Source organism: Pseudoclavibacter terrae (assembly GCF_008831075.1).
Classification (GTDB): domain Bacteria; phylum Actinomycetota; class Actinomycetes; order Actinomycetales; family Microbacteriaceae; genus Pseudoclavibacter; species Pseudoclavibacter terrae.
Map to the genome: position 1 here is coordinate 1 of NZ_WBJX01000007.1, position 23,885 is coordinate 23,885.

The following is a 23,885-nucleotide window of genomic DNA, read 5'->3' on the forward strand; positions in this document are numbered from 1 at the left end:
CGCGTCACAGTCCTCGGCCATCACCGGGAGCTGGCGGCGCTGCTCATCACGTCCTTCGCCTTCGGATTCGCCCACGTCGTCAGCTACCTCTTCGAAGACCTGGGCATCTTCACGATCGCCCTCAACACGTTGGCCGTAGCTCTGGACGGCGCACTCTTCTACGGCGCCTACCGCGCGACGGGCACACTGTGGGTGCCGATCCTGCTCCACGGCCTCGGCGACTTCGGACGATTCCTCCAGCCCGGCAGCAACGGCGCCACGCACGCTGCGATGTCGACCGGCGACACGATCGCCTCCCTGACCTTGATCATCGGCGCCGCGCTCGCCCTCGCACTCGTCGTGAGCCTCGCCCGCCAAGATCACCGGAGTCGACGCGGATCCAGATCGACGCCATCACCTGTCTCCTGACCCTGTCGGGGGTGGCTGGTACCGTGCCCGGCGTGAAGATCCTGCTCCTTTCTCGCTGCACCGGTGCTGTGGCGCCCTTCCTCGCCGAGTCGACGGGCGCGGCAGCTCCGCTCCGTCTCGGCTACATCGACGACGCCCAGGCGGCGTTCTCCGAGGCTCCGTTCGTCCGAGCGGAACGCGATGCAGTGGCGAAGCTCGGCCACGAGATCCTCGGGATCACCGTTCGCAACCTGGACCCGGCCGAGTTCGAACGTGTACTGGAAGGGTTGGACGCGGTGTACGCCGCCAGCGGCAGCACCTTCGCGCTCCTCGAGGCGCTGCGTGTGTCTGGCTGCGACGTGCCCTTGGTCAGGTTCGTGCGAGCGGGGCTCCCCTACGTCGGCTCCAGCGCTGGGTCGATCATCGCGGGGCCCGACATCACTCCTGCGTCACTGATGGATGATCCCGCGGACGCACCGACGCTCACAGATCTCGCCGGCCTCGGCTTGGTCGAGCAGACAGTCATCCCGCACGCGGACGGGCACCTGCCGCCCTACCCACCGGAGCTGATCCGCAGGACAGTGGACACCTACGGCCCCGACTACCCGCTGGTTCTCCTCGCCGACGACCAGGCGCTCGTCGCCACTGGAACTGGTGCGAGAGTGATCGAGTCACCCTGCACTGGGTGATCACGGAAAGGTTCGACAATGTCCCTCCCCCCGCCCCTGGACACGTTCAAGCGCATCGCCGTCGCGCCCATGGCTGGCGGTCCGAGCACGCCCGCCCTCGTCATCGCCGCGGCGAACGCAGGACACTTCGCGCAGCTCGCTGGCGGGTACAAGACAGCGGCGGCCCTGGAGGCGCAGATCGCTGAGGTGACGGAGGCCGGTGTGCAGGTGTTCGGCGTCAACCTCTTCGTCCCCAACCCCCATCCCATCGACGAAGCGGGGTACGCCGCGTACTGGGAGCGCATCCGGCAGGACGCTTCCACGCACGATGAAACCGCGACCATGGCGCCCAGGCTGGAAGACGACGACGAATGGGCCGAGAAGCTGGATGCCGTCATCCTGGGCCGCGTCCCGGCCGTGAGCTTCACGTTCGGGCTCCCCTCACCGGACGTGTTCCGGAGGCTCAAGACGGCTGGAGTCCACACGATCCAGACGGTGACGTCCGTCAACGAGGCTCGACGGGCCGCGGCGGCCGGTGCAGATGCCCTCACCGTTCAGGGGCACGACGCCGGCGGTCACAGCGGCGTATGGGATGCGGACACCCTCCCGGAGAACGTCCCGCTCGCGACGCTCGTCGAGCGCGTTCGCACGGTGACGGACCTGCCGCTGATCGCATCGGGTGGCATCACTCGTCGCGACCAGGCGCGCGAAGTGCTCGACGCGGGCGCAGACCTGGTCGCGGTCGGAACCGTGGTACTCCGGTCCGACGAGAGCGGAGCGTCCGCGACGCACAAGGCGGCCCTCGCAGATGAGCGCTACAGCGAGACAACCCTCACGCGTGCGTTCACCGGCCGCCCCGCACGCGCGCTCGTGAACGCCTTCGTCGCAAGCCACACGGATGCGCCCGTCGGGTATCCGGCCCTCCACCACCTGACCCGTGCGATGCGCGCGAAGGCCACCGCCGCCGGCGACAGCACGCTCGTCAACCTCTGGGCAGGAGAGGGCTGGCGCGAAGCGAAAGACGGCCCCATCGTGACGATCCTCGACGCCCTGGAACCGTGAGAAGGCGCCTCTCGGCTCGCGAGCGCGCAGACGCCTGACCGGGGCGGGGCATCATGCGCCCTCGTTGAGCCATCGGCCACCGGCAAGCCTCTCGCAGGAGGCGAAGGCCTCGTCGCCCCTTCGGCGTGCTCACCGCTTCCCGTGTGCGCCGGGGGTCGGCTGACCGTCTGGACGTGCGGGCCTCTCGATGACGAGGAGTGCCCGATCCCGGCGACGCCAGCGAGCAGTGCGACTGCGAGCGGGAAGGACCCCACGGCTGCTGCGAGAGCGACACCCACGATCGGGGTGAGTGCGACGGGCGCGGCGAGGTAGAGGACCCAGTCGCCGAAAGCGTGGGCCGGTTGGTCCCGGGGATCAGCGCTCTTGACGTGGTTCCCTGGGCGATTCCGTGTCTGCTGGGATCTTGTCGGCGTTGCTCTCTTTTCGTGTCCAGATGATCACCGCGATCATTGCTGCGGCTGAGATGGGGAGCCCGATCACGGGGATCAGGCCGGTGTTCGCGGCGAAGCTGGAGAAGTCCCACAGGGCGTGCAATGCCATCGCTGCGATGAGGGTGCCGCTGACGCGGCGCAGGAGGTACAAGGCGCTTCCGATGACGAAGGTGATGAACACCTGCGAGACGCCGAGCGGGCCGGTGCCGAAGATGGTGTTCGGGAGGTGGAGGAGCCCGAACAGGAGCGTGCTGAAGAACCACACTCCGAGCTCCCCGAACCGGCTGCGCAGCGCGACGATGAGCTGACCGCGTGTGAGGAGTTCCTCGTTGAAGCCGACCAGCAGGCTGCCGGCTGCGAGGAGCAACCACATCGTGGGAGTGAAGCGCGAGGTGTCACCGAGCAGCAGGTTCGCGAGAGCGACGGCGACGAGGATCACCGGGAACGCCCACGCCCACTTCGGCATCCGCTTGCGTTCCTCGAACACCGCGGGCCTCCACCAGCCGTAGACCGTGACGATGATGCTGATGACCACCGCGCCCGCGAGAGTCGGGGCAACGTACCACTTCCAGAGTGTGTCCGCGTTGTCGCCGATGCGGGGGTAGTCGATCCCGTTCGCGATCCACACGCCGTAGAACACGGCGAGGTACGTCAGGTACGCAACGACCCCGAGCCAGACGCGGGGAGCGAGCCGAGGGCGGTGAGGGGAAGTCATACGGTCACGCTAGCGACACGGGATACCTGGGGACGGCAGGTGCCCGGTGAGTTCGATTCGGAAGGGGTCGTTGGCCGTGAGGCCGGTGAAGGCTGTGAGTGGTGTCGAGTGTCGACAAGGTGGCATGTGGTCACCGACTCCCGCGTTCGCCCCGGGCATGCTGCACAGCGGGACCAGCGGGCCCCTCGATGACGAGGAGTGCCCCGATCCCGGCGACGCCGGCGAGCAGTGCGACTGCGAGCGGGAACGATCCCACGGCTGCCGCGAGAGCGACGCCCGCGACCGGGGCGAGTGCGATGGACGCGGTGATCGGGGCGCCGAACACGCCGTTGAGCGTGCCGAGACGAGCCGTGCCCCAGCGTTCGACGACGGCCGTGGCCTGCACGAGGGTCAGCGCCCCGCGGGCGGCCCCGGCGAGCAGCGCGAGGAGGGCGAGCACGGCAAACGGTCCAGAGGTGAGGGCGAACGCCCCGAGCGCGAGACTCGCGACGGCGCCGACGAGCAGTGCGCGCAGCGTCAGCGGGATGATCCGGTTGAGAGCCGTGAAGAGGATGCGGCCGCCTACCTGCCCCACACCGACGAGTCCGAGGAGCATGGCCGCTGTTCTCGCGTCGATGCCTCGCGCCGCGAGCAGCGGGATGAGGTTCAAGGTCACGGCGTAGACGCTGAAGGAGAGCAGCGTCACACCGAGGCAGAGCCTCATGAAGCGACCAGTCCTGACAACGACCGGATTCCCCTCCTGTTCGTTGTTGGGCTCCGGTCTGGACGTTCGGGCGCGTTTCGGCAGCAGGAGCGCGTGCAGCGGGATGGTGACGGCGGCGAGGAACGCGCCGAGCACGAGGTAGGTGCCGCGCCAGCCGATGAGCTCCGAGAGCAGAGTGGCGGCGGGCACGTACAGCGTGGACGCCAGGCCTGCTACCAGGGTGACGACCAGCAGTGGCCTGCCCGAAGAACTGCCGTAGCGGATCCCGAGCACGGTGAACGCGGCCTGGTAGAGCACGCCAGCCTGCGCGACGCCGATCACCACCCAGGCGAGGACGAACGCGGGGAAGCTATCGGCTGTGGCGACAAGCAGGACGCCGGCAGCGGCGAGCGCCGATGACCACGCCATGACGACGCGACCGCCGAAGCGGTCGAGCAGACCCCCGGAGCCGAGGCCGACGCCGGCCGAGACGAGCAGACCTGCGGAGAAGGCAGCCATGACGCTCACGAGACTCCACCCGGTGTCGGCGACGACCTCGGCGGCGACCGCGGGGAGCGTGTAGTAGAGCGTGCCCCAGCTGATGAGCTGCGTCACGCAGAGCGTGACCAGCACCGGATCCGGACGCCGTCGCGTCGTCTGGACTTCCGACGGCTGAGGATGCGTGGCAGCGGATGCAGTCATCTGGGCGTGGTCACTGCGTCGACCTCACTGCTGCGACGCTGACCGCGCGGTGCAGTCGCCGCACCGGAGGATGCGGAGAGTTCTATGCCGACGCGTACCGGCCCCCCGGTGGCAGCCAGCGCGACCCCCTCTCGGAGACGCTCGAGCGGGAATGTGGCCTCGACCAGTTCCGCGAACGGCCACCGGTCGGTGCTGCCCGCGACGAAATCGAGGGCCGCCGCGAGGTCGGCCGAGGCGTAGTTGTGGACACCGCGGACGGTCACGAGACCTCGGACGAGAGATTCGGGGTCGAGGGTGACGGGCTCGGTGGGGAAGACACTGCCGACGAGGATGACGGCACCGCCGACCTCGACGGCGTCGAGAGCTGCGGATACTGCGGTTCGAGACCCGGAGGCCTCGATCACGATGTCCGGGCCAGGCAAGCCAAGCCCCGCCCAGACCTCGGCCGCGGCGTCGGGATCGCCCGGATCGATGGCCGCGTGCGCGCCGAAGCGCGCGGCCAGGTCTCGCCTCCTCTCGTCAGGGTCGGCAACGACGACCGTACATCCGCGATCCCTGGCGAGGGCCGCGACGCTGAGCCCGATGAGACCTGCTCCGGAGACGAGCACCGCGGGCGAGTCGAGCTCGACAGCGCTGAGCGCCGCTCGCATCGCTGCGACCGCGGTCGCCGTGCCGCAGGTGACGGGGGCGAGGGCAGCAGCCGGTGTCGTCTCATCGACGGCGACGATGCCCGTTCCCGACCGCAGGTGCATGTGAGTCGCGAAGCCGCCGCTGAGCTCCCACCTGGTGGTGAGGCGCTCGTGCCCGTACTTGAGCAGGGTCCGGCACTTCTGCGTCAGCCCCCGCGTGCAGCGGTCGCATGCGCCGCAGCTGGCCATCACCGACCAGACGATCCGAGCATCGTGCTCGACGGCCTTCCCGTCGATGGTGCGGGCGCCACCGTCGCCGGTCGCGACGACCCTGCCCACGTACTCGTGGCCGAGCACTCCCGGCGCGGGAGACTGCCGGTGGCCGAGCATGGTGTGCACGTCGGAGCCGCAGATCGTCGCGAATTCGACGGCCACGAGCACCTCCCCCGGCCCGAGCACGACGTCCGGCACGGCGACCGCTTCCAGAGGCCTCTCGACGCCGAGCCACACCATGGCCGTCGCGGCGGGCTGCAGGTGGACGCGGCGCGCAGTTGACTTCTCGACGCGCGCCGCGGCGTCCGACCTCACGACGCGGGCCGCTGGAACGCGGGCAGCTCGCGGAGCGCGGCGACGCTGTCGATGACGACGTGCGCTCCGCTCGCCTCGAGCGTCGCGCGGTCGTGCGCGCCGCTCAGCACGCCGACCGCGAGGCCAGCCCCCGCCCGGAGCCCCGACTGCACGTCGCTCGCGGTGTCTCCCACGACAGCGACCGCCGCGACGCTCGACGTCCCCGTGCGCAGCACAGCGCCGAGCACGAGGTCCGGGGCTGGGCGACCGCGGCCGACGTCGACGGGCGACAGCGCGAGATCGACGAGCTGCTCCCAGCCGAGGGCACGGAGGATCGCGTCGCGGGTGACCGGCGCGAAGCCGGTCGTCAGCGCGACGGAGAGTCCGGATGCCCGCAGCGACTCGATGGTCTCGCGGGCGCCAGGGATCTCCTGCACCCCCTCCTCCTCGACGAGCTCCGCGTAGGCACGCTCGAACGCGGCGGTCGCGGCGGACGCCGCCTCGGTGTCGCCGTTCGCGAGGTGCGTGAACACGTCGAGCTTCGACCGACCCATGGTTTCCCGCACGTACGCGAGCGCGTCGGCCCACGGAAGGTGCGCGGCAACTCCGGTGCGCTCAGCGGCGCGCTGGAAGGCGTGCTCGACGACGCCGTCGTCGAGCACCGTGGTGCCGGCCATGTCCAGCACGACGAGCTCGATCGGAACGGTCGTCGCGGCGTCGGACGTTGTCTGGGGAGGTGCAGTGAGGATAGTCATCTCAGGCCTTTCGAGGTTGGAGCGGACACGGCGTCCAGCTCGAGTGCGAGGTGGTGCTCGGCGAGGCCGAGCCCGGTGGTCATGCCGATCCCGGTGGTCGCCGCGACCGCGAGAACGCCAGGTTCGGGGCGCTCGACGAGGAACTCGTTGGGAGCAGTCGCGTAGATGCCCTGCCAGCGCTCGCGCACACGCATCGGCCCGGCCTGCAGGAGGCGCTCGGCCTCGGTGAGCATGAGGTTCACTGCAGCCTCCGACTGGAACGGCGCGACGGTGACGCCCTTCCAGTGGGTGTCCCCAACGAGCAGCGAGCCGTCCGGCAGCTGCGTGAACATCTGGTTGAGGTCGATCGCGGCGAGGTCCGGGCGCTCCCCGTGGAGGCGCTCGCGCACCGCCGAAGCCTCGGGAAGACTCGCGAAGCCGCGGTAGCGGATGAGCGACCAGCCGGTGAGGAGCGGGGCGCCGAGCGGCCTCGCGAGCGGAGCGTCTACCCGGAGCATGTCGAGCGCGCACCGTTCGACGGAGTGCTTCTCCGCCGTGTCGGGGAGCAGCTGGTCGATGTCGTGGTTGACGGCGACGACCACGAGCCCCGTGGCGATGTCGCCGCGGCTCGTCTCGACGAGTCCGCTGCGGACTCGTCCGACGGCCGTGCGCATCCGGAACTCGACACCCATACGCTGCAGGTGGCGCACGATGGCCGCGGCGGCTGTGCGCGGGTCGGTCTGCAGGTCGGCGGCGAGGAGCGCTCCGCCGGTCGCGACGCCCGGCCTGACGGGGAGGCGTTCGGCGACCTCGGCCACCTCGAGCATCCGGATCTCCTCTTGGACGGGAAGCCTGTCGTCGTCGTCCAGTTGGGTGCACCTGGCCGCGTCGAGCAGCGCGAGCTCGTCGTCATGCCTGGCGACGACGACGGTGCCCGTCTCGCGCAGCCAGAACCCGGCGTCGGTCGCGAGCTGCAGCCACAGCTCACGGGCCAGCACTCCGTACCGTCGCGCGTCGCCAGTCTGCGGCGTGAAGCACAGGTGCCCGAAGTTGCGGATGCTCGCACCGATCGGCTCGCTCGTCCGGTCGACGACGACAACCGACAGACCGCGCTTGGCGGCCGCGTAGGCGGCGCCGAGACCGACGATGCCGGAGCCGACGACGGTGACGTCGAAGCCGCGGTTCATCGGAACACCCGGCGCATCCACATCGCGAGGCCCTCGACGAGGAGCACGGTGACCAGGATCATGAGCACGATGGCCGTCACGAGCGGGTAGTTCGAGCCTTGTCCGGCGTTGAGGAGGTAGTAGCCGACGCCGCCGCCGCCGACGATGCCGAGCAGTGTGGCCGCGCGGATGTTCGTGTCCAGCAGGTAGAAGGTGTGGCCGATGAGCGCGGGAGTGCCCTGCGGGAGCGTCGCGCTGGCGTAGGTCTGGAGCCTGGTGGCGCCCGTCGCGCGGAGGGCGGTCTCCGGACCTCGCCGGACCTCCTCGAAGGAGTCGGCGATGAGCTTGCCGAGCAGGCCGATGCCGCCGATGGCGAGGGCGATCGTTCCTGCCTGGGTGCCGAGGCCGGTGATGATGATGAGCACGATGGCGAGGATCACCTCGGGGATACCGCGGATGCCGACGAGCAGCAGGCGCATGCCGCCGTGCACTGAGCGGGTTGGGGCGACGTTGCGGGCAGCGAGCGAACCGATGACCAGGGATACGACGAAGGTCAGGAGCGTCGCCGCGAACGCGATGGCGATCGTGTCGCGCATGGCCTCGAGCATGGTCGCCAAGTCGTAGACGCCGAACGACGGAGGCCAGAACTGCACGGCGATGTCTGGGATGCGTGCCCAGAAGGTGAGGAAGTCGAGCCAGTTGATCTCAGCGAAGACCACCGCCGCGACCACGACGAGTGCCGCGCCCCACGCCCAGACGAGATTGCGGACGCGGGTTGCGTTCCAGGGACGTCTGATCGCGTCCCGCGGCGACTTGAAGCGGCGCGCGTTGACGACCTGGCGGTTCGCCGCGGTTCCGCGGGCGCCTCGCATCCGGTCGACGAGCTTGTCGATGGGGTTGCGGCTGCTGTGGTGTCCGCCGAGCATCGCGGCTCGGACAAGGCTGGAGACGATCTCCATTGCGACGCACAGCACGAAGATGACCAGTGCGATGCCGAGACCGAGCGAGTAGTCGAGTGACTTGAAGGCGGACGACATCTCGAGGCCCAGGCCCGCGACACCCACGTAACCGAGGATGACGGAGCCGCGGAGGTTGATGTCGTTGCGGTGGAGCACCGTCGCAACCCACGACGGCATGACCTGCGGGAGCACCCCGGACGTGAACTCCTGCAGCTTCGAGCCGCCCGCGGCCCGGATCGCGAGGCGTGGCCCCTCGTCGATCTGCTCGATGGCGTCGGCGAACATCTTCGAGATCATGCCGATCGAGTGGATGCCGATCGCGAGGATGCCGGGCAGTGAGCCGAGGGAGAACATGAGCACGAAGACCATGGCGAGCACCACGTCGGGGAGGGCGCGGGTCAGGACGCCGACGAAACGCGCAGCACCGCGCCAAGCGTGGCCCGGCGTCGTGTTCGCGGCCGCGAGGTAGGCGATCGGCACGGAGACCACGGCCGCGAAGAGGGTGCCGCAGATGACGAGGCCGAGCGTGAGGCCCGTGAGCTCGAGCAGCTCTGGCCAGTCGGGGAAGCTCAACCCGCCGACGCGAGTGAAGAAGCGCTCGGCGTTCGACCAGCTCTCGATCATGGCTGGTAGCGAGATGTCGATCTCGATGAGGGCGGCGACGGCGATGCCGGCCAGTGCGAGGAGCGTGAGGGCGGCCGCGATGCGCTCAGGCGCTCGGCGCTGCCGGGGTGCGCGTGCTCCGATTCCGGACTGGTTCGGGGTGGACGCGCGTGGAGGAGAAGGTGCGACGGTGGCGGTCATCGTGCCGCCTCCGCCTGAAGGAGTTCGTTCTGCACGGCCTCGAGCTCGGCGGTGCTGGTGGCGACGCGACCGTAGATCTCCATGACTTCGGCCTTCGTGAGGCCCTCGACGGGGGTATCCAGCACGACTGCCCCGTGGCGGAGCCCGACGATGCGGTCGGCCCAGGAGATGGCGAGGTCGACCTGGTGGAGGCTGCAGACCACGGTCAGGCCATCGGCCGCGGCGATCTCACGGATGAGACGCATGACCTGCTCGCTCGACTCGGGGTCGAGAGAGGCGACGGGTTCGTCGGCGAGGAGAATATCGGGGCGTTGCATGAGTGCGCGGGCGATGGCGACGCGCTGCTGCTGCCCGCCGGAGAGCGTGTCGGCGCGCTGGTAGGCGCGATCGAGCAGGCCGACGCGGTCGAGGTGTCCCAGCGCATCCAGTTTGTTCGCCTTGGTGTAGCCGAACAGCCCGAGGCGTGGGCCGCGGATGCTGGCGAGGCCGCCCGTCAGGACGTTCTCGAGCACCGTGAGTGACGGCACGAGCTCGAACTGCTGGAAGATGAAGCCCACCCTGCTGCGCAGCCGCCGGAGTGGGCGGCCGCGCAGGCGCGACACCTCGTCGCCGAGCACCGTCACGTCTCCCGACGTTGACTGCTCGAGCGCGTTCAGGTGGCGCAGCAGAGTGGACTTGCCGGAACCGGAGAGCCCGAGCAGCACGACCATCTCGCCGCGAGCGACCTCGAGGCTCACCTCGTCGAGCGCAGTGGTCTCGCCGAAGCGCTTGGTGACGTCGCGCAGCGAGATCACCGGTGCGGTCTGGTCAGGGGGTGTGCTCATGTCGATGCTCATCTCTGGTCTCGGCCGATTCAGCTGGGTCGGGCGCGGGTCAGCTCTGGCACTGCGTGGCGTTGGTCGCCTCGCAGATGTCGCGGACCGTGTCGTAGTACTGGTCGTCGACCGGCTTGGTCTCGAAGAAGACGCTGCGGAAGCCGTCGCTGTCGGCGCCCTCGACGCCGGCGGCGACGATGTCGTCGATCGTGACCTCGGAGAGGATGTCGCGCAGCTGCTGCTTCAGGTCGTCCGGCAGCGCGTCCGATTCGACGATGGGGGCACCGGGGACCATGGTCTCGGCGATGACCTTGACCTTGTCGGACTTCTCGACCTCGCTGTCCTCGGCGAAGCCGGCCTCGCACTCGACGCCTTCGCCGACCTTCTGGACGCTGACGTCGTGCTTGCCCGCCATGACCGGGGTGACGTCGGTCTCGGGATCGATGCCCGCTTCGAGGAGGTTGTAGCTGGGGAAGAGGTAGCCGGAGGTGGAGGACGGGTCGACGAAGCAGACCTTCTTGCCTGCGAACTCCTCGATGGACGAGATGTCGCTGTCGGCGGGCACGATGGCCTGCGAGTAGTAGCCGGGCTCCTGGCCCTCGGACGTCACGATGGAGGAGATCGGGGTGAGCTCGGCGCCGTTGTTCGTGGCTGTGACGTAGGTGAACCCCGAGAAGGAGGCCACGTCGACCTTGCCGGCGATGGCAGCTTCGATGAGCGCCGCGTAGTCGGTGGACTCGTGGTATTCGACGGTCTTGCCCGTCTCGAGCGCGATGTAGTCCATGAGCGGCTGGTAGTTGGTCTCGGTGTCGACGGAGTCGGGGACGACACCGAAGACGAGGGTGTTCGAGTCGACGGCGAAGCCCGACGAGTCGGAGGAGCCTGATGCGTCTGCGGCGGGGGTCGAGCAGGCGGCGAGGCTGAGTGCGAGGATGCCGGCGCCTGCGAGGGCGATCGCGGGCTTGAGGGCGCGGGTCATGTGCTGTGCCTTTCGGGCGGGGTGTCGGAGCGGGACGTGAAGAGACTGCCAGAACTCGAGTCAACATGTATGCCTAACTCGGAGAGATTCACGAGTTGTTCACCTACGTTGGCGAGACCAGTCTCTCGAGATCGCGGTCAACCCCTCCGGTCTCAATTTCACCCGACAGCCTCAGGACTACGCGGTCGCGAAGTAGTATTCCTACGTGACCGACGTTATGTACAAGCAGATCGCCGACGACCTCCGCCGCCGCATCGCGAGCGGACAGCTGGCGCCGGGTGACGATGTGCCGTCAGAGGGGGAGCTCGCTGAACGCTGGAGCACCTCCCGCGGGCCGATCCGGAACGCCCTCGCTGCGCTGCGCGGCGAGGGCCTCATCGAGACTGGACGCGGCCGGCCAGCACGCGTCGTGGAGCGCAAGGCGCACCAGGCAGTGGATGTGTCCATCCCGTTCACGAAATGGGCCAGGGAGATCGGCACCGTACCGGGGGCCGAGACGCAGGAGGTGAGCTTGCGGCGGCCCGACCTGGCGCAAGCTGAGATCTTCGGCATCGAGCCCACGCAGCTCGTCGTGCACGTCCTCAGGCTTCGCAGCCTCGATGGACGACCGACGATGCTGGAGCGGCTCACCTTCACGGAGGAGGTCGGACGTCACCTCTTCGACGCCGATCTCGACACCGTGTCCATCACCGAGTTTCTCGACAGTCGCGGTTACGGCTACACCGACATCGATCACGAGATCGACGCGAAGGCGGCCGACAGTCTCGACGCCAGGCTTCTCGAGATCGAGGAAGGGTCCCCCGTCCTGCGCCTGCGACGCGTGACGCGTGACGATGCGGGTCGCGTCTTCGAAGTCTCCGACGACCGCTACCGGAGCGACATCGTGCGCTTCACCGTGTCAGCGTCGGGCAGGTCGCAGCGTGGGAGTCATTACGTGCGACCCATCGCGTTCTGACCGTGGTCACCGGTGCGCGGCGTCGGGCCCGCCCCGTAGCCATCCCAGCCGCCGGGCCGCGCGAGCTAGATGGCCAGTCGTGCGTTTCTGGTCAGGTCGCTCAGAAGGTGCCGTCCGCGACAAGGCCGCTGTAGACGATGGCCAGGGTGGGCGGCCCGACGCGCACGGTGTAGGCGGTGCCTGGAAGGAAGTTGCCGGTGATGAAAAAGCCGTTGAGGACCGTGGTCTGCTGGTCGGCTGACAAGGGGGAGGTGTTCGTGAGGGTGACGACGTTGGCGTCCGCACTCACCGAGAACCCCGCGGGCGGCGCACTGGTTGTGAAGGGCACCCCCTCGGGGAGGGTGATGAGGATCTGCAACTGTTGGGCCGCGTAGGGGCCGCTCGCGCCAGAACCGTTGTAGCTCGATCCGGTGAAGAAAATTCCTTCCCGGGCGACTGCTCTGCCGCTGAGGGTGAGGGTACCGCCGCTGGTGGCGGTACTCGCCGCCGCGAGCGGGCCGGCCACAGCGAGCGTGAGCACTGGCGCTGACCAGGCGAGCGAGTTGAGCACGTGTCGGCGGCTTGGGTTGGAAGGGGTGTGCGTGGCGGACATGATCTCTCCAAGAGGGATTGAGGTGTGTGTCGTCCTGGCCTCGGCTGGGCGCGGTCGACTCCGCGCATGACAAGCATGTCCATCCGGGTCGAGTGCCGCGTGGGCCTTGACGGTGGCTGCGATCCGTGCAGAGGATGCGTCTTTGTCGGCGCTTCGCGATCACAGCAGCCACTCGGCGAGCGGGTGGATGAGGTAGCGGAGCGAGTAGGCCTCCCATATCGCCCCGACGATGAGCAGGGCAAGCGCTGGCACGGCCAGCACCGCCATGCTCCGCAGCCCCCGCAGGTATCCGCGTCGGCGGTTGGGGGCGCCGACTGTCCGAGGGAGGATCCAGCATCGCCCGAGGAGCCACGCGCCGAGCAGCAGGAGGATGTAGGCCTGCAGCTCGATGATGAGCGTCAGAGAGTGCGGGATGAGCTGCACCCAGGCGATCGGCGAGGTGGGGGCGAGGGTGATGCCGGTCTCCACTGCGAAGTAGGCGAACAGGCCGAGCCCGGCGAACGGCACGACGAGCGACGGCAGGATGATGAAGCCCAGCCCGACCTTGCCGATGTTGACGGCGAGGATTACGAGCGCGAACAGCGGTGGCGTGAGCACGAGGTCCTGCACGAGTCCCGCTGTGCCGTCGCCCTCGAGGGCGTCGACTCGCGCCGCCTGGAGTCCCGGGAAGACGATTCCGAGCACGAAGCCGACGGCGGTGAGTCCGTACGCGGCGATGTTGAGCAAGATGTAGGCGCGCGCGTTGTCTCGGATGAGGCGAACCGGATGCCGCCACCGCGGAAGGTGTGAGTGCTGCTTCGTTCGAACGGGTGCTGAGGTCATGCTCCCACCCCACCGGACGACGAGAGCCAGCGGTAGTGACGCGGTGTCACGCATTGTCGTGACACTGCGTCACTACCGGGACGGCTCGGACCTGACCAGAGTTGGTGAACCATGAAGGCCCTGCAGTACGTTGCGCTCGGCATGCTTGTTGCTGCGCTGATCGCGAAGGTGCCCGTCGGACGCACGATCAGGAATCGGGACGCCGAGACACGGAGGTGAGCGTCGACATGGTGGAGCGAGGTGAGGTTCCGTCCGAGCAGCGGATGCGGCAGCTTGCGATGATCACGGCGGTGGCGGCCATCGCCCCGCTCAGCCTGCTCGGCGTCGCGGTCACCGCCGCGTCGTGGTGGGAGGGCGCGACGGCCCGCTGTCGCTCGTCGGGGCCATGCTCCTCGCCGGACGAGGAGGCGAACGCTCTGGTTCCTGCTGTTCGCCGCCGGGGTTGCCGGAGTGGGTGCGACTGCGCTCCTTTTCCACCCGGCGACGTGGGAGCTCGCCGCCCTCTACCTGGCCTCCCCCGCCGTCGGAACGCTGTTCATCAGCGGGGTCATCGTCTTCAGCGAGCACGTCTGGCTCGTCGTTCGACGCCTCAAGCAGGCGGCCAGGACGGAGGCCGAGCTGGCCGTTGCCAACGAGCGGATGCGCTTCGCCGGCGACCTGCATGACATCCAGGGCCACACGCTGCACGTCATCAAGCTCAAAGCGGCTCTCGCGCACCGCCTCGTTCGCACGGACCCCGACCAGGCCGTCAGCGAACTGGAGGACATCCGCCAGCTCACCAGCCACACCATCGAGGAGACGCGGACGCTCGCCTACGCTCGGCGCCGACTCAATCTGCCGGCCGAGCTCGAGAACGCCAAGAGGCTGTGCCAGGCGGCGGGCATCGACGTCACCACCGAGGTCGCGGACGGGTCGGGCACGAATCCGCACGAGCTGCTCGCGCAGGTCCTGCGTGAAGCGACGACGAACCTGCTGCGCCACGCCAGCCCCGCGCACGTCACCATCACCGCTGGACCAGACCGCCTCGAGATCACGAACGACGGCGTGAGCGGCGAGCGTGCGCCGCTGCGTGGTCTCGCACGCCTCCGCGAACGGCTTGAAGCGAGCGGCGGAACGCTGTCGGTGCGGCACGCACCGCCCACCTTCACCGTCGCGGCCCGCATCCACCCGCCGCTCGCCAGCACTCCGGCAGGAACCGAGCAATGAGCAACGGCGGCACCCCTGTCCGTGTCGTGCTCGCGGACGACGAACTCCTCATCCGCGCAGCACTCTCCACCCTCCTGCCCCTCGACGGCACCATCCAGATCGTCGGCCTCGCGAGCGACGGGAACGAAGCCGTCGCCGTCACGATCGACCACGAACCCGACGTGCTGGTCATCGACCTCGAGATGCCCGGCAAGGACGGCCTGCAGGCCGTCGCTCAGATCCTGGTCGAACAGCCGACCCAACGGGTCCTCATGCTCACCCGGCATGCACGACCCGGCGTCCTCCGACGCGCCCTCGACCTCGGGGTGCTCGGCTTCATCAGCAAGGCCTCCGACCCGGATGACCTCGTGGAGGCGATCGAACGCGTCCACTCGGGACAGCGGTGGATCGCCCACCACATCCTCGAAGCCGCCATGGCCGATGACTCGCCGCTCACGCACCGAGAGGTCGACGTCCTGCGTGAGACGCGCGACGGGTACTCCGTACTGGTACCGAGCAATGTTCGGTGAGTATTACTCCCGCTCACGAGGACCAAATCAGTGGATTCTGCGCCTGCTGCACGTCGCACAAGGTTCCCGGCTAGGCGCAGCAGGCCGACGCTGCCGCTGCCGCCGTCTTCCCGCCAGCGTTCACCGGTTCTGGGGCACCACAAGTCACGCCGGCGCTCTCCTCGGGTGTGCTGGTCGAGCACACTCCGGTTTCCGGGAGCACGAGCGTGACGAGGCGCGCCTGTTCGTGGCGTCCGGCGAGCTCGTCCGCGATGGATCGCACTTGCTCGTACCCCGTGAGGAGCAGGAACGTGGGGGCGCGGCCGTAGCTCTTCATGCCGGCGACGTAGAAGCCGGGCTCTGGGTGCGTGAGCTCGTCCACGCCGTGCGGGTAGACGGTGCCGCAGGAGTGCGCGTTCGGGTCGATCAGGGGTGCGAGTGCTCGGGGTGCTTCCACGACGGTGTCGAGGTCGAGTCGGAGTTCGCGCAGCAGGTCAAGGTTGGGGCGGAACCCGGTCGCGTTCACGATCACGTCGACGTCTACGGAGGCGGCGACTCCCGCGCGGAGTCCGGTAACTCGAACGCCGTCCTTTGCGGGGCTGAGGGCGTCGATCTCGAACTGGTCGAGGAGCTGCACCTGGCCGGAGGTCACGAGCGCCCGGGTGGCCCCGCCGAGTTCGCCTCGCGCCGCGAGCTCGTCGTTGGCGGACCCGTACACGCGGGTTGGCTGCGTGCCTCGAATGGCCCAGAAGATCTGTGTGGCAGGTTCCCGCTTGGCGAGGGAGGCGAGTTTCAGCAGGGTGTTCGCGGCGGAGTGGCCGGCACCGACGACGAGGACGCGTTTCCCCGCGAATTGAGCACGGTCGTGTCCGAGCACGTCGGGCAGGGCGTGGCTGAGGTGCTCGCGCACCTGGTCTGCGCCGATGGGCTCGAGGCCGCTGGAGCCGATGGCGTTGCTGGTCTCGTACGTGCCGGACGCGTCGATCACGGCACGCGCGAGCGTTTCGGTGACCCCGGCAGTGGATTCGGTGCGGAGCACGAAGGGGGCGTGTTCGCGTCCGAGCGTGCGGGTGCGGTCCATGCCGCGGCGGGTGACGGCGAGCACCCGGTGTCCGTAGCGGATGCGGTCCGCGAGGGCGGGGACTGCGGCGAGCGGCAGGAGATAGTCGTCGACGAGCTGCTGCCCGGTGGGGAGGGTCTTGGCAGGCGGCGCTTCCCAATCGGCCTCATCTAGGAGACGCGCAGCAGCCTCGTCGACGAGGTACTCCCACGGCGAGAACAAGCGCGTGTGCCCCCACGCTGAGACAGAGGCTCCAGCCTGGTCTCCCGCTTCGAACACGACCACTTCCTGCCCTCGCTCCAGCAGCTGCGCGGCGGCGGCGAGGCCGATTGGCCCCGCGCCGATGATCGCGACCGGCAACGCGTCGAGCCCCATGGTCGATGCTGGGGTGGGGGCTGGGGAGGTGGTCATGACTGGCTCCTTGGATTAGCGGACGGGGGTGGCGGCCGCGTCGAGTTCCGCGGTGACGGCCTGCGGGTAGGTGGCGAGGCCGGCGGAGGCGAGGTAGTGCTCCGCGTCTTGGGCTGCGGCGCAGCCGGTGCCCGCGGCGGTGATCGCCTGCCGATACCGGAAGTCGACCAGGTCGCCTGCGGCGAACACCCCGGGGAGGGAGGTGTGGGTGGTGGGTGCGCTCACGCGCACGTACCGGTTCTCATCGACGTCGACCTGCCCGTCGACGAGCTCGCTGCGGGGGTCGTGCCCAACGGCGATGAACAGGCCCGTCGCGGGCAGCTCATCGAGCTCGCCCGTGACGCTGTCGCGCAGACGCAGCGATTCGAGGTGATCGATGCCGACCGCTTCGAGCACTTCCGAGTTCCAGCGCACGGTGATGCGCGGGTTCGCGAATGCACGGTCCTGCATGATCTTCGAGGCGCGCAGCGAATCGCGGCGGTGGATGAGGGTGACGCTGTTCGCGAAGCGAGTAAGGAACATCGCCTCCTCCAGGGCGGAGTCCCCACCGCCCACGACCGCGATGTCCTGGCCCTTGAAGAAGAACCCGTCACACGTCGCACACCAGGACACCCCGTGCCCGGTCAGTCGCTCTTCACCCGGAACGCCGAGTTTCCGGTACGCGGACCCCATGGCCAGGACGATGGCGTGCGCCTCGAACGTGCCCGAGTAACCGGTTTCGACGGTCTTGATCGGGCCGTCGAGCCGCAGGGCGGTGGCGTCGTCGATGACGATGCGCGTCCCGAACCGCTCGGCCTGCTGGCGCATGTTCTCCATCAGGTCGGGGCCGAGGATGCCGGCCGGGAATCCCGGAAATTTCTCGACCTCCGTGGTGTTCACGAGCGCGCCGCCCGCTTCGACGGCGCTGGTGAGCAGCACCGGGGAGAGGCCGGCGCGGGCCAGGTAGATCGCGGCCGTGTACCCGGCAGGGCCGGAGCCGACGACGATGACGTTCTCGACGCTCACGCGCGGGAGCCTTCGAGCGCCATGGGGGTGACACCGAGGCTCGCGAGCAGCTCGGTCACGTGCGTGTGCAGCTGGTCGCGGATCGCCCGCACCTCGTCGGCACCCAGTCCGGACGGATCGGTGAGGTTCCAGTCCTGGTACTGCTTGCCGGGGTAGACCGGGCAGGCGTCGCCGCAGCCCATCGTGATGACGACGTCCGCGGCTTGCACGACGTCGTCGGTGAGGGGCTTGGGGAATTCTTGGCCGAGGTCGAGGCCGAGTTCTGCCATCGCGTCGACCGCTTCCGGGTGGAGCGCCTTCGCGGGTGCGGAGCCAGCGGAGCGTACGTGCACCTGGTTGCCGGCGAGTGCCTGGGTGAGGACCGCGGCCATCTGCGAGCGGCCTGCATTCTGCTCGCACAGGAACAGGATTTCCGGCACGGGGCGGGCGATGTCGCCCTTGGCTTGCGCGAGCGCGGTGAGGCGGTCTTTCGCGAACCTCGTCGTGTTGGTGACCAGGTGCGCTTTGACGGTGGAGGTGCGCAGCAGGGCCGCGTAGGACTCGAGCACGTACCGCTCGACGGTTTCTGGAGTGAAGATGCCGGTGAACTGCTCGGCCAGCTCGCCAGCGAGGCGCTGGAGGGAGGCTTCGGGGTAGGTGAGGCCGGGCAGGCCGCGGCGCTGGCTGAGATCGGTCATGGTCGGCTACGCCTTCACGGGAAGCAGGTCAGCGATGAGTGCCTCGACGTGCTGCTTGATGTCGTCGCGGATGGGACGCACGGCCTCGATGCCCTGGCCTGCGGGATCGTCGAGCTTCCAGTCCTCGTACCGCTTGCCGGGGAAGAAGGGGCAGGCGTCGCCGCAGCCCATGGTGATCACGACGTCGGAGGCCTGGACGGCTTCCGTGGTGAGCACTTTCGGGGTGTTGCCGGCGATGTCGATGCCCTCTTCGGCCATGGCCTCGACGGCGACGGGGTTGATCTGGTCTTTCGGCTCGCTCCCCGCGGAGAGCACCTCGATACGCCCGCCTGCGAGGGCGGTGAGGTAGCCGGCGGCCATCTGGGAGCGGCCAGCGTTGTGGACGCAGACGAAGAGCACGGAAGGTTTCGTGGACATCAGGGGCCTTTCACAGAGGTGGGTGAAGCGGGTCAGAGAGAGGTGCGTGGAGCGGGGTCAGACGAGAGTGGACGTCGACGCAGCGGGTGCCGGGCTGGCTGCTGCGGCGGGGAAGAGCCGGGGGCGCAGCCAGAGGGCGACGTAGACGAGGGCGACGAGTACGGGCACCTCGATCAGTGGGCCGACGATGCCCGCGAGGGCCTGCCCGCTGGTCACGCCGAAGGTGCCGATGGCGACGGCGATCGCGAGCTCGAAGTTGTTGCCCGCCGCGGTGAACGCGAGCGTCGTGGTGCGCTCGTAACCGAGCCCCACGAGCTTCCCGAGCCCGAAGCCGAGGAGGAAGGTGACGGCGAAGTAGATGAGCAGCGGCAGAGCGATGCGTGCGACGTCCCAGGGGCGGTCGATGACCTGCTGCCCCTGGAGGGCGAAGAGCATGACGATGGTGAACAGCAGCCCGTAGAGCGCGAATGGGCCCACCTTTGGGAGAAACCTGGACTCGTACCAGTCGCGGCCCTTCGTTGACTCCCCGATGCGGCGGGAGAGGTAGCCGGCGAGCAGCGGGATGCCGAGGAACACGAGCACGCTGATCGTGATGGCCCAGAAGGAGAAGTCCGCGCTCGTCGTGGGCAGGCCCAGCCAGGACGGGAGCAGCTGGAGGTAGAACCAGCCGAGCGCGCCGAACATGATGACCTGGAACACGGAGTTCAGCGCCACGAGGAACGCGGCCGCCTCCCGGTCTCCGCAGGCGAGGTCGTTCCAGATCAGCACCATCGCGATGCAGCGCGCCAGGCCCACGATGATGAGCCCGGTTCGGTACTCCGGCAGATCCGGCAGCAGCAGCCACGCGAGGGCGAACATGAGCGCGGGCCCCACGAGCCAGTTCATGACGAGCGAGGAGATCAGCAGCTTCCGATCCCCCGCGACCGCGCGGGCATCCGAGTAGCGGACCTTCGCGAGCACCGGATACATCATCACCAGCAGCCCGACAGCAATCGGGACACTCACCGAGCCGATCTCGAACGCGTGCAGCGCTTCCCCGACCGCAGGGACGAACACCGCGAGAGCGAGGCCGAGGGCCATGGCCCCGATGATCCAGACCGGCAGGAACCGGTCCGTGGTGCCGAGCTTGGCGGGCGGGGTGACAGCAGTCATGAAGCTCCAGAGGAATATTGATCTCGGTCGATATTGATGCGGATCGATACGAGTATGGCTAGGGTATCGATGACTGTCAATTTCCTTGGAGGACGTTCAGATGTCGTTCACGCAACTCCTGCCGCTCACCGACGTGACCGCGTGCTGCGAGCCTCTCACCGACGAGGCGATCTCCGCGGAGAACGCCGAGATACTGGCCCGCACCCTCAAGGTCATCGCTGATCCGGCCCGCCTGCGGCTCATCTCGATGATCGCGGCACAGGAAAAGGCAGAGGCGTGCGCCTGCGACCTCACGGAGCCGCTCGGACTCGGGCAGCCCACCGTCTCCCACCACCTGAAGATCCTGGTCGAGGCGGGCATCCTCTCCCGCGAGAAGCGCGGCTCGTGGGCGTACTTCAGCCTCGTCCCCGGCGCGCTCGACTCACTCGCCGCCCTCCTCACCAGCAACGAACTCACCGGAGCGACCCGATGACCACGAGTCCCCGCAACATCGTCTTTGTCTGCCAGAAGAACGGCGGCAAGTCGCAGATGGCCGCAGCGCTCATGCGCTCCGTCGCCGGCCCCGAGGTGCAGGTCACGTCCGCGGGCACGAAGCCTGGCACCGCCCTCAACCAGCAGTCCGTGGATTCGCTCGCCGAGATCGGCGTGAGCGTCGGAGATGAGCACCCGAAGCAGCTCACCCCGGAGATGATCGACGCGGCCGACCTCATCGTCGTCCTCGGCGCAGAAGCGCGCGTACCGGAAACTGCCGGTGTTGGGCTCGAGACGTGGATCACCGACGAACCCTCCGAGCGCGGCATCGAGGGCATGGACCGCATGCGCCTCGTTCGTGACGACATCCGCGCCCGCGTCGAAGTCCTCAACCACCGCCTCTGACGCCGCAGTCCGAGCGGTTCAGTTGCGCCGCAGCTCGGGGTAGCTCTGCCAAGCACCGCCCGATGCGATGCTCCGGGCATGCGCGGTCTGCGTGCTGATCCCAATTACATCAGCGAGCACCCTTGCCGGCACGGTCTGTGACAGCAGGGCGAGCCTGGATGTGCGAAGTACTCGCACTCGCAGGCCCGCGCGCGTGAGCAACCCAATGCCCGTAGCTGCGGCGAGATGCTGTCCTGGCACGATCCCGGGGAAGAGCCACTCATTCACAATCGGGTGGTAGCTTTCGCGTGTCTCGAGCTGCTCGAGGTGCTCCTGGAGGAGCTTGGCGATGCTTGCTGGCAAGTGGACTCGGGTCGCGACGAACCTGATCGACACTCGTTCCTCAAGCTGTTCCACCGCCTCGAGCCCGGAGTTCGACGCTTGATCGGATGGGTTGCGCGTAGACGATCGCGAACAACGCGAGGAGACGCCCGACAGGAGACAACGCCACGTCCGCCAGCACTCGCCCAGTGAGCTCCGCCAGCGCTTCATCTGACATGGCCGCCTGAGGTGGCCCGTTGCGCACCCGCGGCACCTCGACTTTCACGCACAGCCCAGACCGCGCTGCCCAGGTGAGGAATTGCCTCAGCTCATCGCGTCCGGACGTCGAGGCGGAGTAGCGATCGATGACTGCCTGATCCACCATGGGGAGCTGCAGGTGCTGCTCCTGCAGCCATGCCAAGAACGCCGCAATCAGGCGAACGTTTCGCATGCGGTTTGCGAAGACGCCCGTCGTCATGGGCTTGGGTCGATTCCGGAGACGAGGCAGCGTGTGCCACTGGTGGTAGCGACGGATCAGGCGCGCATGCTCTTCGGGAATCGTGGTCAGAACCTGCGCCAATGCGAGCTCGAGCTCGTTCAGGAAGACATCGATTTCGGGAAGCACGTTTGCGCTGATGAGGAGTCGACGGAAGTGGCGGGTTCTCATGCTCAACGGGAGCTCGTCGAGCGTCGTGTGTGCAATCGGGAGCTGGCCCCTCGCCATGCTGCGCAGCGTCGGCGCGATCGGGTCACGCTTCAACCACCGCACCGCGGTTCGTGGATCTTTGACCGAGAGTAGGTAGTCACGCAGCGGCTGCAGACGGTCATGCACGGTACCGGTTCCGTCGTCGAGAAGCTCCGCGAGGCGTTCGGAGAGTCGACAGCTCCCGCACTGCGAGCCGATGAGCTGCTCGTGGCTACCACAATCTCTGCAACCGATGCGATCGACCCACCCCACACAGGCGGCACAGACGCGCGCGCTAACAGCGTCGAGATACGCGAGCACGCGAGTCTCAGCGCATCCGGGACATACGGCTGGGCTCCGGCGCAACCTGCTGTAGCAGGCGTTGCAGATCCGCCCTCCGAGCAGCTGGTATCGGCTGATCACGTCTCGGTGACAGTTGTCGCAACGTTCCCCCCACGTCGCCAAGGTTCTACGCCTTAGGCGGGCGCTGAATCCGAGCCGGCACCGGTTTCAGCTCACGCTGGACCACAGGCGAGGAAGCCGACTCGTTGACTACCCTTCGCTCTCGCGCCGCCGCGACGTCTGGGATCTCAATGAGATCGTTTGGCCCGCAGCCGAAGATGTGACACAGCGCGACAAAAACAGTCATGTTCAGCCGTTCCGGGGCTCTTGTCACCAGGCGGTACACCTGCTCGCGCGACAGGTTGACGCCGTGCTCGCGCAACGGCTCGATAAGGTCCGTCGTTTGGAACATGCCGTTGGCCGCCATGAGGGTGCGCAGGTTCCACTGGATGGTGGGGCTGGTCATGACTCGTCTCCGTAGATTCGTTGAAGGGCGGCCGCGAGGACGCGGTTCTTGAAGTCATCGCCGACCGAGGTGTAGATCGCCGTCGTCGACGCGTAGGCGTGTCCGACCTGGTCCTGCACGAAGCGTTCGGCGTACCCCCACTCGATCAGATTCGTCACGTACGAGTGTCGCAACGCGTGCACGGTCAGCTCTGGGGGCAACCCGAGATGGTCTCGAAGTTCGGCGAACCGGAAATCGAGATACCGCAACGACACCCGCGTTCCGCGCTCGGTCAGCCAGAGAGCTTCAGAGCGCGAAGCGCCATACAGCGCTCTATCCTCCTCAATCCACTGCCGAAGCCCCTCGACCGCCCAATCGAACTCCGGGACCGCCAACACCGTGCGCCGCTTCGGCCCGGAGCCGCGAGACGCTTTGCCCCACCTCACGTACACGGCACCACATCGTCCGAATCTCGGAGCACTAGGACTGAACCTGACGTCTGCGAGATCCAAGCCGGCCGCTTCGCGGCGGCGCAACCCGAAGGCATAGACAGTCTTGAACAGGACAGCATCACGCAACGCGGAAAGCGCCCCCTTACGCCCAGCGCGCTGGATCGCCAGCACTCGCTCATCCGCGGCAGCGAAGAACAGCTCCAACTCGTCGTAGGTCAACGCTCGCCGCTGCGGTCGCCCCTCATATTCGACGATATGCGCGAGCGTGTTCCAATCATGGCAAATCTGAAGGGGAGGCTCCCCGAACCTCTCCAAACACTCGGCAGCCCATGGGTAGCGGGCGTCGGTGATGAAGTCGCAGAACGCACGCACGACAACTTGATAGCCGCGCAAGGTTGATTTCGTCACCGGCCGAGCGCCTGAAGCGAGCTCCACGCTGAGCGCTTCGAGATTCTCAGGGGTCCACGCCCACGGGTACGCATCCACGAACTCACGCAAGCGACGGATCATCGCAACGCGGGAGGTGATCGTTGATGGAGCGAGCCCACGACTCACTTGCTGATCGACCCACCCCGCCAGCATGCCGTCAAACACGAATCGTTCCTGGTTCAGAGGCACGACGTTGGCATCCAGTCTCGCTGGGAACCCTCGAGGAGTGCGTTGCTCGCTCACCCACCAAGTGTTGCATCTGATACAACAA

General features: G+C 68.0%; 26 protein-coding genes. 8 read left to right on the forward strand and 18 right to left on the reverse strand.

Annotated features, from left to right (window positions below):
- The 3 genes from F8O03_RS16665 to F8O03_RS16675 form a co-directional block, all read left to right on the forward strand.
- The coding region (locus F8O03_RS16665) for a CPBP family intramembrane glutamic endopeptidase (protein ID WP_151424869.1) at positions 1 to 408 on the forward strand (408 nt) is incomplete at its 5' end.
- 32 nt (positions 409 to 440) lie between these two features.
- The gene (locus F8O03_RS16670) at positions 441 to 1,076 is read left to right on the forward strand and encodes a Type 1 glutamine amidotransferase-like domain-containing protein (RefSeq protein ID WP_151424870.1); all 636 of its coding nucleotides are present in this window, start codon (positions 441 to 443) and stop codon (positions 1,074 to 1,076) included.
- An 18-nt stretch (positions 1,077 to 1,094) separates the two neighbouring features.
- On the forward strand, positions 1,095 to 2,117 hold the full coding sequence (locus F8O03_RS16675; protein WP_151424871.1) for an NAD(P)H-dependent flavin oxidoreductase: 1,023 nt from the start codon (positions 1,095 to 1,097) through the stop codon (positions 2,115 to 2,117).
- Between the two features lie 354 nt (positions 2,118 to 2,471).
- On the opposite strand, the gene F8O03_RS16680 is transcribed toward F8O03_RS16675, so the two are convergent.
- The 8 genes from F8O03_RS16680 to F8O03_RS16715 form a co-directional block, all read right to left on the reverse strand.
- Complete coding sequence (locus F8O03_RS16680; RefSeq protein ID WP_151424872.1) at positions 2,472 to 3,263, reverse strand: CPBP family intramembrane glutamic endopeptidase; 792 nt, start codon at positions 3,261 to 3,263, stop codon at positions 2,472 to 2,474.
- A gap of 130 nt (positions 3,264 to 3,393) precedes the next feature.
- Positions 3,394 to 4,647, reverse strand: coding sequence for an MFS transporter (locus F8O03_RS16685; protein WP_151424873.1), 1,254 nt, complete (start codon positions 4,645 to 4,647; stop codon positions 3,394 to 3,396).
- Positions 4,644 to 5,864, reverse strand: coding sequence for a zinc-binding dehydrogenase (locus tag F8O03_RS16690; protein ID WP_244296347.1), 1,221 nt, complete (start codon positions 5,862 to 5,864; stop codon positions 4,644 to 4,646). The genes F8O03_RS16685 and F8O03_RS16690 overlap by 4 nt, the downstream gene beginning before the upstream one ends.
- Positions 5,861 to 6,598 carry a phosphonatase-like hydrolase gene (locus F8O03_RS16695; RefSeq protein WP_151424874.1) on the reverse strand — a complete coding sequence of 246 codons (738 nt, stop codon included), beginning with the start codon at positions 6,596 to 6,598 and terminating at the stop codon, positions 5,861 to 5,863. The genes F8O03_RS16690 and F8O03_RS16695 overlap by 4 nt, the downstream gene beginning before the upstream one ends.
- On the reverse strand, positions 6,595 to 7,764 hold the full coding sequence (locus F8O03_RS16700; RefSeq protein WP_151424875.1) for a TIGR03364 family FAD-dependent oxidoreductase: 1,170 nt from the start codon (positions 7,762 to 7,764) through the stop codon (positions 6,595 to 6,597). Before F8O03_RS16700 ends, F8O03_RS16695 begins: the two co-directional genes overlap by 4 nt.
- The gene (locus F8O03_RS16705; RefSeq protein ID WP_151424876.1) at positions 7,761 to 9,506 is read right to left on the reverse strand and encodes a PhnE/PtxC family ABC transporter permease; all 1,746 of its coding nucleotides are present in this window, start codon (positions 9,504 to 9,506) and stop codon (positions 7,761 to 7,763) included. Before F8O03_RS16705 ends, F8O03_RS16700 begins: the two co-directional genes overlap by 4 nt.
- Positions 9,503 to 10,330: a phosphonate ABC transporter ATP-binding protein gene (gene phnC / locus F8O03_RS16710; protein WP_151424877.1), complete on the reverse strand. Its 828-nt coding sequence runs from the start codon at positions 10,328 to 10,330 to the stop codon at positions 9,503 to 9,505. The genes F8O03_RS16705 and phnC overlap by 4 nt, the downstream gene beginning before the upstream one ends.
- A gap of 49 nt (positions 10,331 to 10,379) precedes the next feature.
- Positions 10,380 to 11,300, reverse strand: a complete 921-nt coding sequence (locus F8O03_RS16715) for a phosphate/phosphite/phosphonate ABC transporter substrate-binding protein (protein ID WP_151424878.1) — start codon at positions 11,298 to 11,300, stop codon at positions 10,380 to 10,382.
- Positions 11,301 to 11,505: 205 nt separating this feature from the next.
- Between F8O03_RS16715 and F8O03_RS16720 the strand changes: the two genes are divergently transcribed.
- A complete protein-coding gene (locus tag F8O03_RS16720) occupies positions 11,506 to 12,255 on the forward strand; it encodes a GntR family transcriptional regulator (protein ID WP_244296348.1) in 750 nt (249 codons plus the stop codon).
- 100 nt (positions 12,256 to 12,355) lie between these two features.
- Here F8O03_RS16720 and F8O03_RS16725 read toward each other — a convergent pair whose 3' ends face one another.
- Positions 12,356 to 12,847, reverse strand: coding sequence for a hypothetical protein (locus tag F8O03_RS16725; protein ID WP_151424879.1), 492 nt, complete (start codon positions 12,845 to 12,847; stop codon positions 12,356 to 12,358).
- A gap of 159 nt (positions 12,848 to 13,006) precedes the next feature.
- Positions 13,007 to 13,669 (reverse strand): stage II sporulation protein M, encoded by a 663-nt coding sequence (locus F8O03_RS16730; protein ID WP_151424880.1) that lies wholly within the window; start codon positions 13,667 to 13,669, stop codon positions 13,007 to 13,009.
- 450 nt (positions 13,670 to 14,119) lie between these two features.
- On the opposite strand from F8O03_RS16730, the gene F8O03_RS16735 reads away from it, so the two are divergent.
- Both F8O03_RS16735 and F8O03_RS16740 read left to right on the forward strand, forming a co-directional pair.
- Positions 14,120 to 14,875 carry a sensor histidine kinase gene (locus F8O03_RS16735; RefSeq protein ID WP_208851895.1) on the forward strand — a complete coding sequence of 252 codons (756 nt, stop codon included), beginning with the start codon at positions 14,120 to 14,122 and terminating at the stop codon, positions 14,873 to 14,875.
- Positions 14,872 to 15,384 (forward strand): response regulator, encoded by a 513-nt coding sequence (locus tag F8O03_RS16740; protein ID WP_151424881.1) that lies wholly within the window; start codon positions 14,872 to 14,874, stop codon positions 15,382 to 15,384. Before F8O03_RS16735 ends, F8O03_RS16740 begins: the two co-directional genes overlap by 4 nt.
- A 70-nt stretch (positions 15,385 to 15,454) precedes the next feature.
- Here F8O03_RS16740 and F8O03_RS16745 read toward each other — a convergent pair whose 3' ends face one another.
- The 5 genes from F8O03_RS16745 to arsB are packed head-to-tail and all read right to left on the reverse strand — an operon-like array spanning position 15,455 to position 20,085.
- Complete coding sequence (locus F8O03_RS16745) at positions 15,455 to 16,834, reverse strand: FAD-dependent oxidoreductase (RefSeq protein WP_208851896.1); 1,380 nt, start codon at positions 16,832 to 16,834, stop codon at positions 15,455 to 15,457.
- 15 nt (positions 16,835 to 16,849) lie between these two features.
- Positions 16,850 to 17,839 carry a thioredoxin-disulfide reductase gene (gene trxB / locus F8O03_RS16750; protein ID WP_208851897.1) on the reverse strand — a complete coding sequence of 330 codons (990 nt, stop codon included), beginning with the start codon at positions 17,837 to 17,839 and terminating at the stop codon, positions 16,850 to 16,852.
- Positions 17,836 to 18,516, reverse strand: coding sequence for an arsenate reductase ArsC (locus F8O03_RS16755; RefSeq protein WP_151424882.1), 681 nt, complete (start codon positions 18,514 to 18,516; stop codon positions 17,836 to 17,838). Before F8O03_RS16755 ends, trxB begins: the two co-directional genes overlap by 4 nt.
- Positions 18,517 to 18,522: 6 nt before the next feature.
- On the reverse strand, positions 18,523 to 18,933 hold the full coding sequence (locus tag F8O03_RS16760; RefSeq protein ID WP_151424883.1) for an arsenate reductase ArsC: 411 nt from the start codon (positions 18,931 to 18,933) through the stop codon (positions 18,523 to 18,525).
- Positions 18,934 to 18,990: 57 nt separating this feature from the next.
- Positions 18,991 to 20,085: an ACR3 family arsenite efflux transporter gene (gene arsB / locus F8O03_RS16765; protein WP_151424884.1), complete on the reverse strand. Its 1,095-nt coding sequence runs from the start codon at positions 20,083 to 20,085 to the stop codon at positions 18,991 to 18,993.
- A gap of 100 nt (positions 20,086 to 20,185) precedes the next feature.
- Between arsB and F8O03_RS16770 the strand changes: the two genes are divergently transcribed.
- Together F8O03_RS16770 and F8O03_RS16775 are read left to right on the forward strand one after the other, a co-directional pair.
- On the forward strand, positions 20,186 to 20,557 hold the full coding sequence (locus tag F8O03_RS16770) for an ArsR/SmtB family transcription factor (protein ID WP_151424885.1): 372 nt from the start codon (positions 20,186 to 20,188) through the stop codon (positions 20,555 to 20,557).
- Positions 20,554 to 20,961, forward strand: coding sequence for an arsenate-mycothiol transferase ArsC (locus tag F8O03_RS16775; RefSeq protein ID WP_151424886.1), 408 nt, complete (start codon positions 20,554 to 20,556; stop codon positions 20,959 to 20,961). Before F8O03_RS16770 ends, F8O03_RS16775 begins: the two co-directional genes overlap by 4 nt.
- A gap of 382 nt (positions 20,962 to 21,343) precedes the next feature.
- On the opposite strand, the gene F8O03_RS16780 is transcribed toward F8O03_RS16775, so the two are convergent.
- From F8O03_RS16780 to F8O03_RS16790, 3 genes are all read right to left on the reverse strand, one after another.
- A complete protein-coding gene (locus F8O03_RS16780; RefSeq protein ID WP_151424887.1) occupies positions 21,344 to 22,267 on the reverse strand; it encodes a hypothetical protein in 924 nt (307 codons plus the stop codon).
- A gap of 148 nt (positions 22,268 to 22,415) precedes the next feature.
- Positions 22,416 to 22,754 carry a helix-turn-helix domain-containing protein gene (locus F8O03_RS16785; RefSeq protein ID WP_151424888.1) on the reverse strand — a complete coding sequence of 113 codons (339 nt, stop codon included), beginning with the start codon at positions 22,752 to 22,754 and terminating at the stop codon, positions 22,416 to 22,418.
- Entirely contained in the window at positions 22,751 to 23,857 is a 1,107-nt protein-coding gene (locus tag F8O03_RS16790) for a tyrosine-type recombinase/integrase (RefSeq protein WP_244296349.1), read from the reverse strand. The genes F8O03_RS16785 and F8O03_RS16790 overlap by 4 nt, the downstream gene beginning before the upstream one ends.
- Positions 23,858 to 23,885 lie beyond the last annotated feature (28 nt).

Coding starts and splice junctions, on each gene's coding strand:
- F8O03_RS16675 (WP_151424871.1), top strand. CDS start 1,095: ATGTCCCTCCCCCCGCCCCTGGACACGTTCAAGCGCATCGCCGTCGCG.
- F8O03_RS16680 (WP_151424872.1), bottom strand. CDS start 3,263: ATGACTTCCCCTCACCGCCCTCGGCTCGCTCCCCGCGTCTGGCTCGGG.
- F8O03_RS16685 (WP_151424873.1), bottom strand. CDS start 4,647: ATGACTGCATCCGCTGCCACGCATCCTCAGCCGTCGGAAGTCCAGACG.
- F8O03_RS16695 (WP_151424874.1), bottom strand. CDS start 6,598: ATGACTATCCTCACTGCACCTCCCCAGACAACGTCCGACGCCGCGACG.
- F8O03_RS16700 (WP_151424875.1), bottom strand. CDS start 7,764: ATGAACCGCGGCTTCGACGTCACCGTCGTCGGCTCCGGCATCGTCGGT.
- F8O03_RS16705 (WP_151424876.1), bottom strand. CDS start 9,506: ATGACCGCCACCGTCGCACCTTCTCCTCCACGCGCGTCCACCCCGAAC.
- phnC (WP_151424877.1), bottom strand. CDS start 10,330: ATGAGCACACCCCCTGACCAGACCGCACCGGTGATCTCGCTGCGCGAC.
- F8O03_RS16715 (WP_151424878.1), bottom strand. CDS start 11,300: ATGACCCGCGCCCTCAAGCCCGCGATCGCCCTCGCAGGCGCCGGCATC.
- F8O03_RS16725 (WP_151424879.1), bottom strand. CDS start 12,847: ATGTCCGCCACGCACACCCCTTCCAACCCAAGCCGCCGACACGTGCTC.
- F8O03_RS16730 (WP_151424880.1), bottom strand. CDS start 13,669: ATGACCTCAGCACCCGTTCGAACGAAGCAGCACTCACACCTTCCGCGG.
- F8O03_RS16740 (WP_151424881.1), top strand. CDS start 14,872: ATGAGCAACGGCGGCACCCCTGTCCGTGTCGTGCTCGCGGACGACGAA.
- F8O03_RS16745 (WP_208851896.1), bottom strand. CDS start 16,834: ATGACCACCTCCCCAGCCCCCACCCCAGCATCGACCATGGGGCTCGAC.
- F8O03_RS16755 (WP_151424882.1), bottom strand. CDS start 18,516: ATGACCGATCTCAGCCAGCGCCGCGGCCTGCCCGGCCTCACCTACCCC.
- F8O03_RS16760 (WP_151424883.1), bottom strand. CDS start 18,933: ATGTCCACGAAACCTTCCGTGCTCTTCGTCTGCGTCCACAACGCTGGC.
- arsB (WP_151424884.1), bottom strand. CDS start 20,085: ATGACTGCTGTCACCCCGCCCGCCAAGCTCGGCACCACGGACCGGTTC.
- F8O03_RS16770 (WP_151424885.1), top strand. CDS start 20,186: ATGTCGTTCACGCAACTCCTGCCGCTCACCGACGTGACCGCGTGCTGC.
- F8O03_RS16775 (WP_151424886.1), top strand. CDS start 20,554: ATGACCACGAGTCCCCGCAACATCGTCTTTGTCTGCCAGAAGAACGGC.
- F8O03_RS16785 (WP_151424888.1), bottom strand. CDS start 22,754: ATGACCAGCCCCACCATCCAGTGGAACCTGCGCACCCTCATGGCGGCC.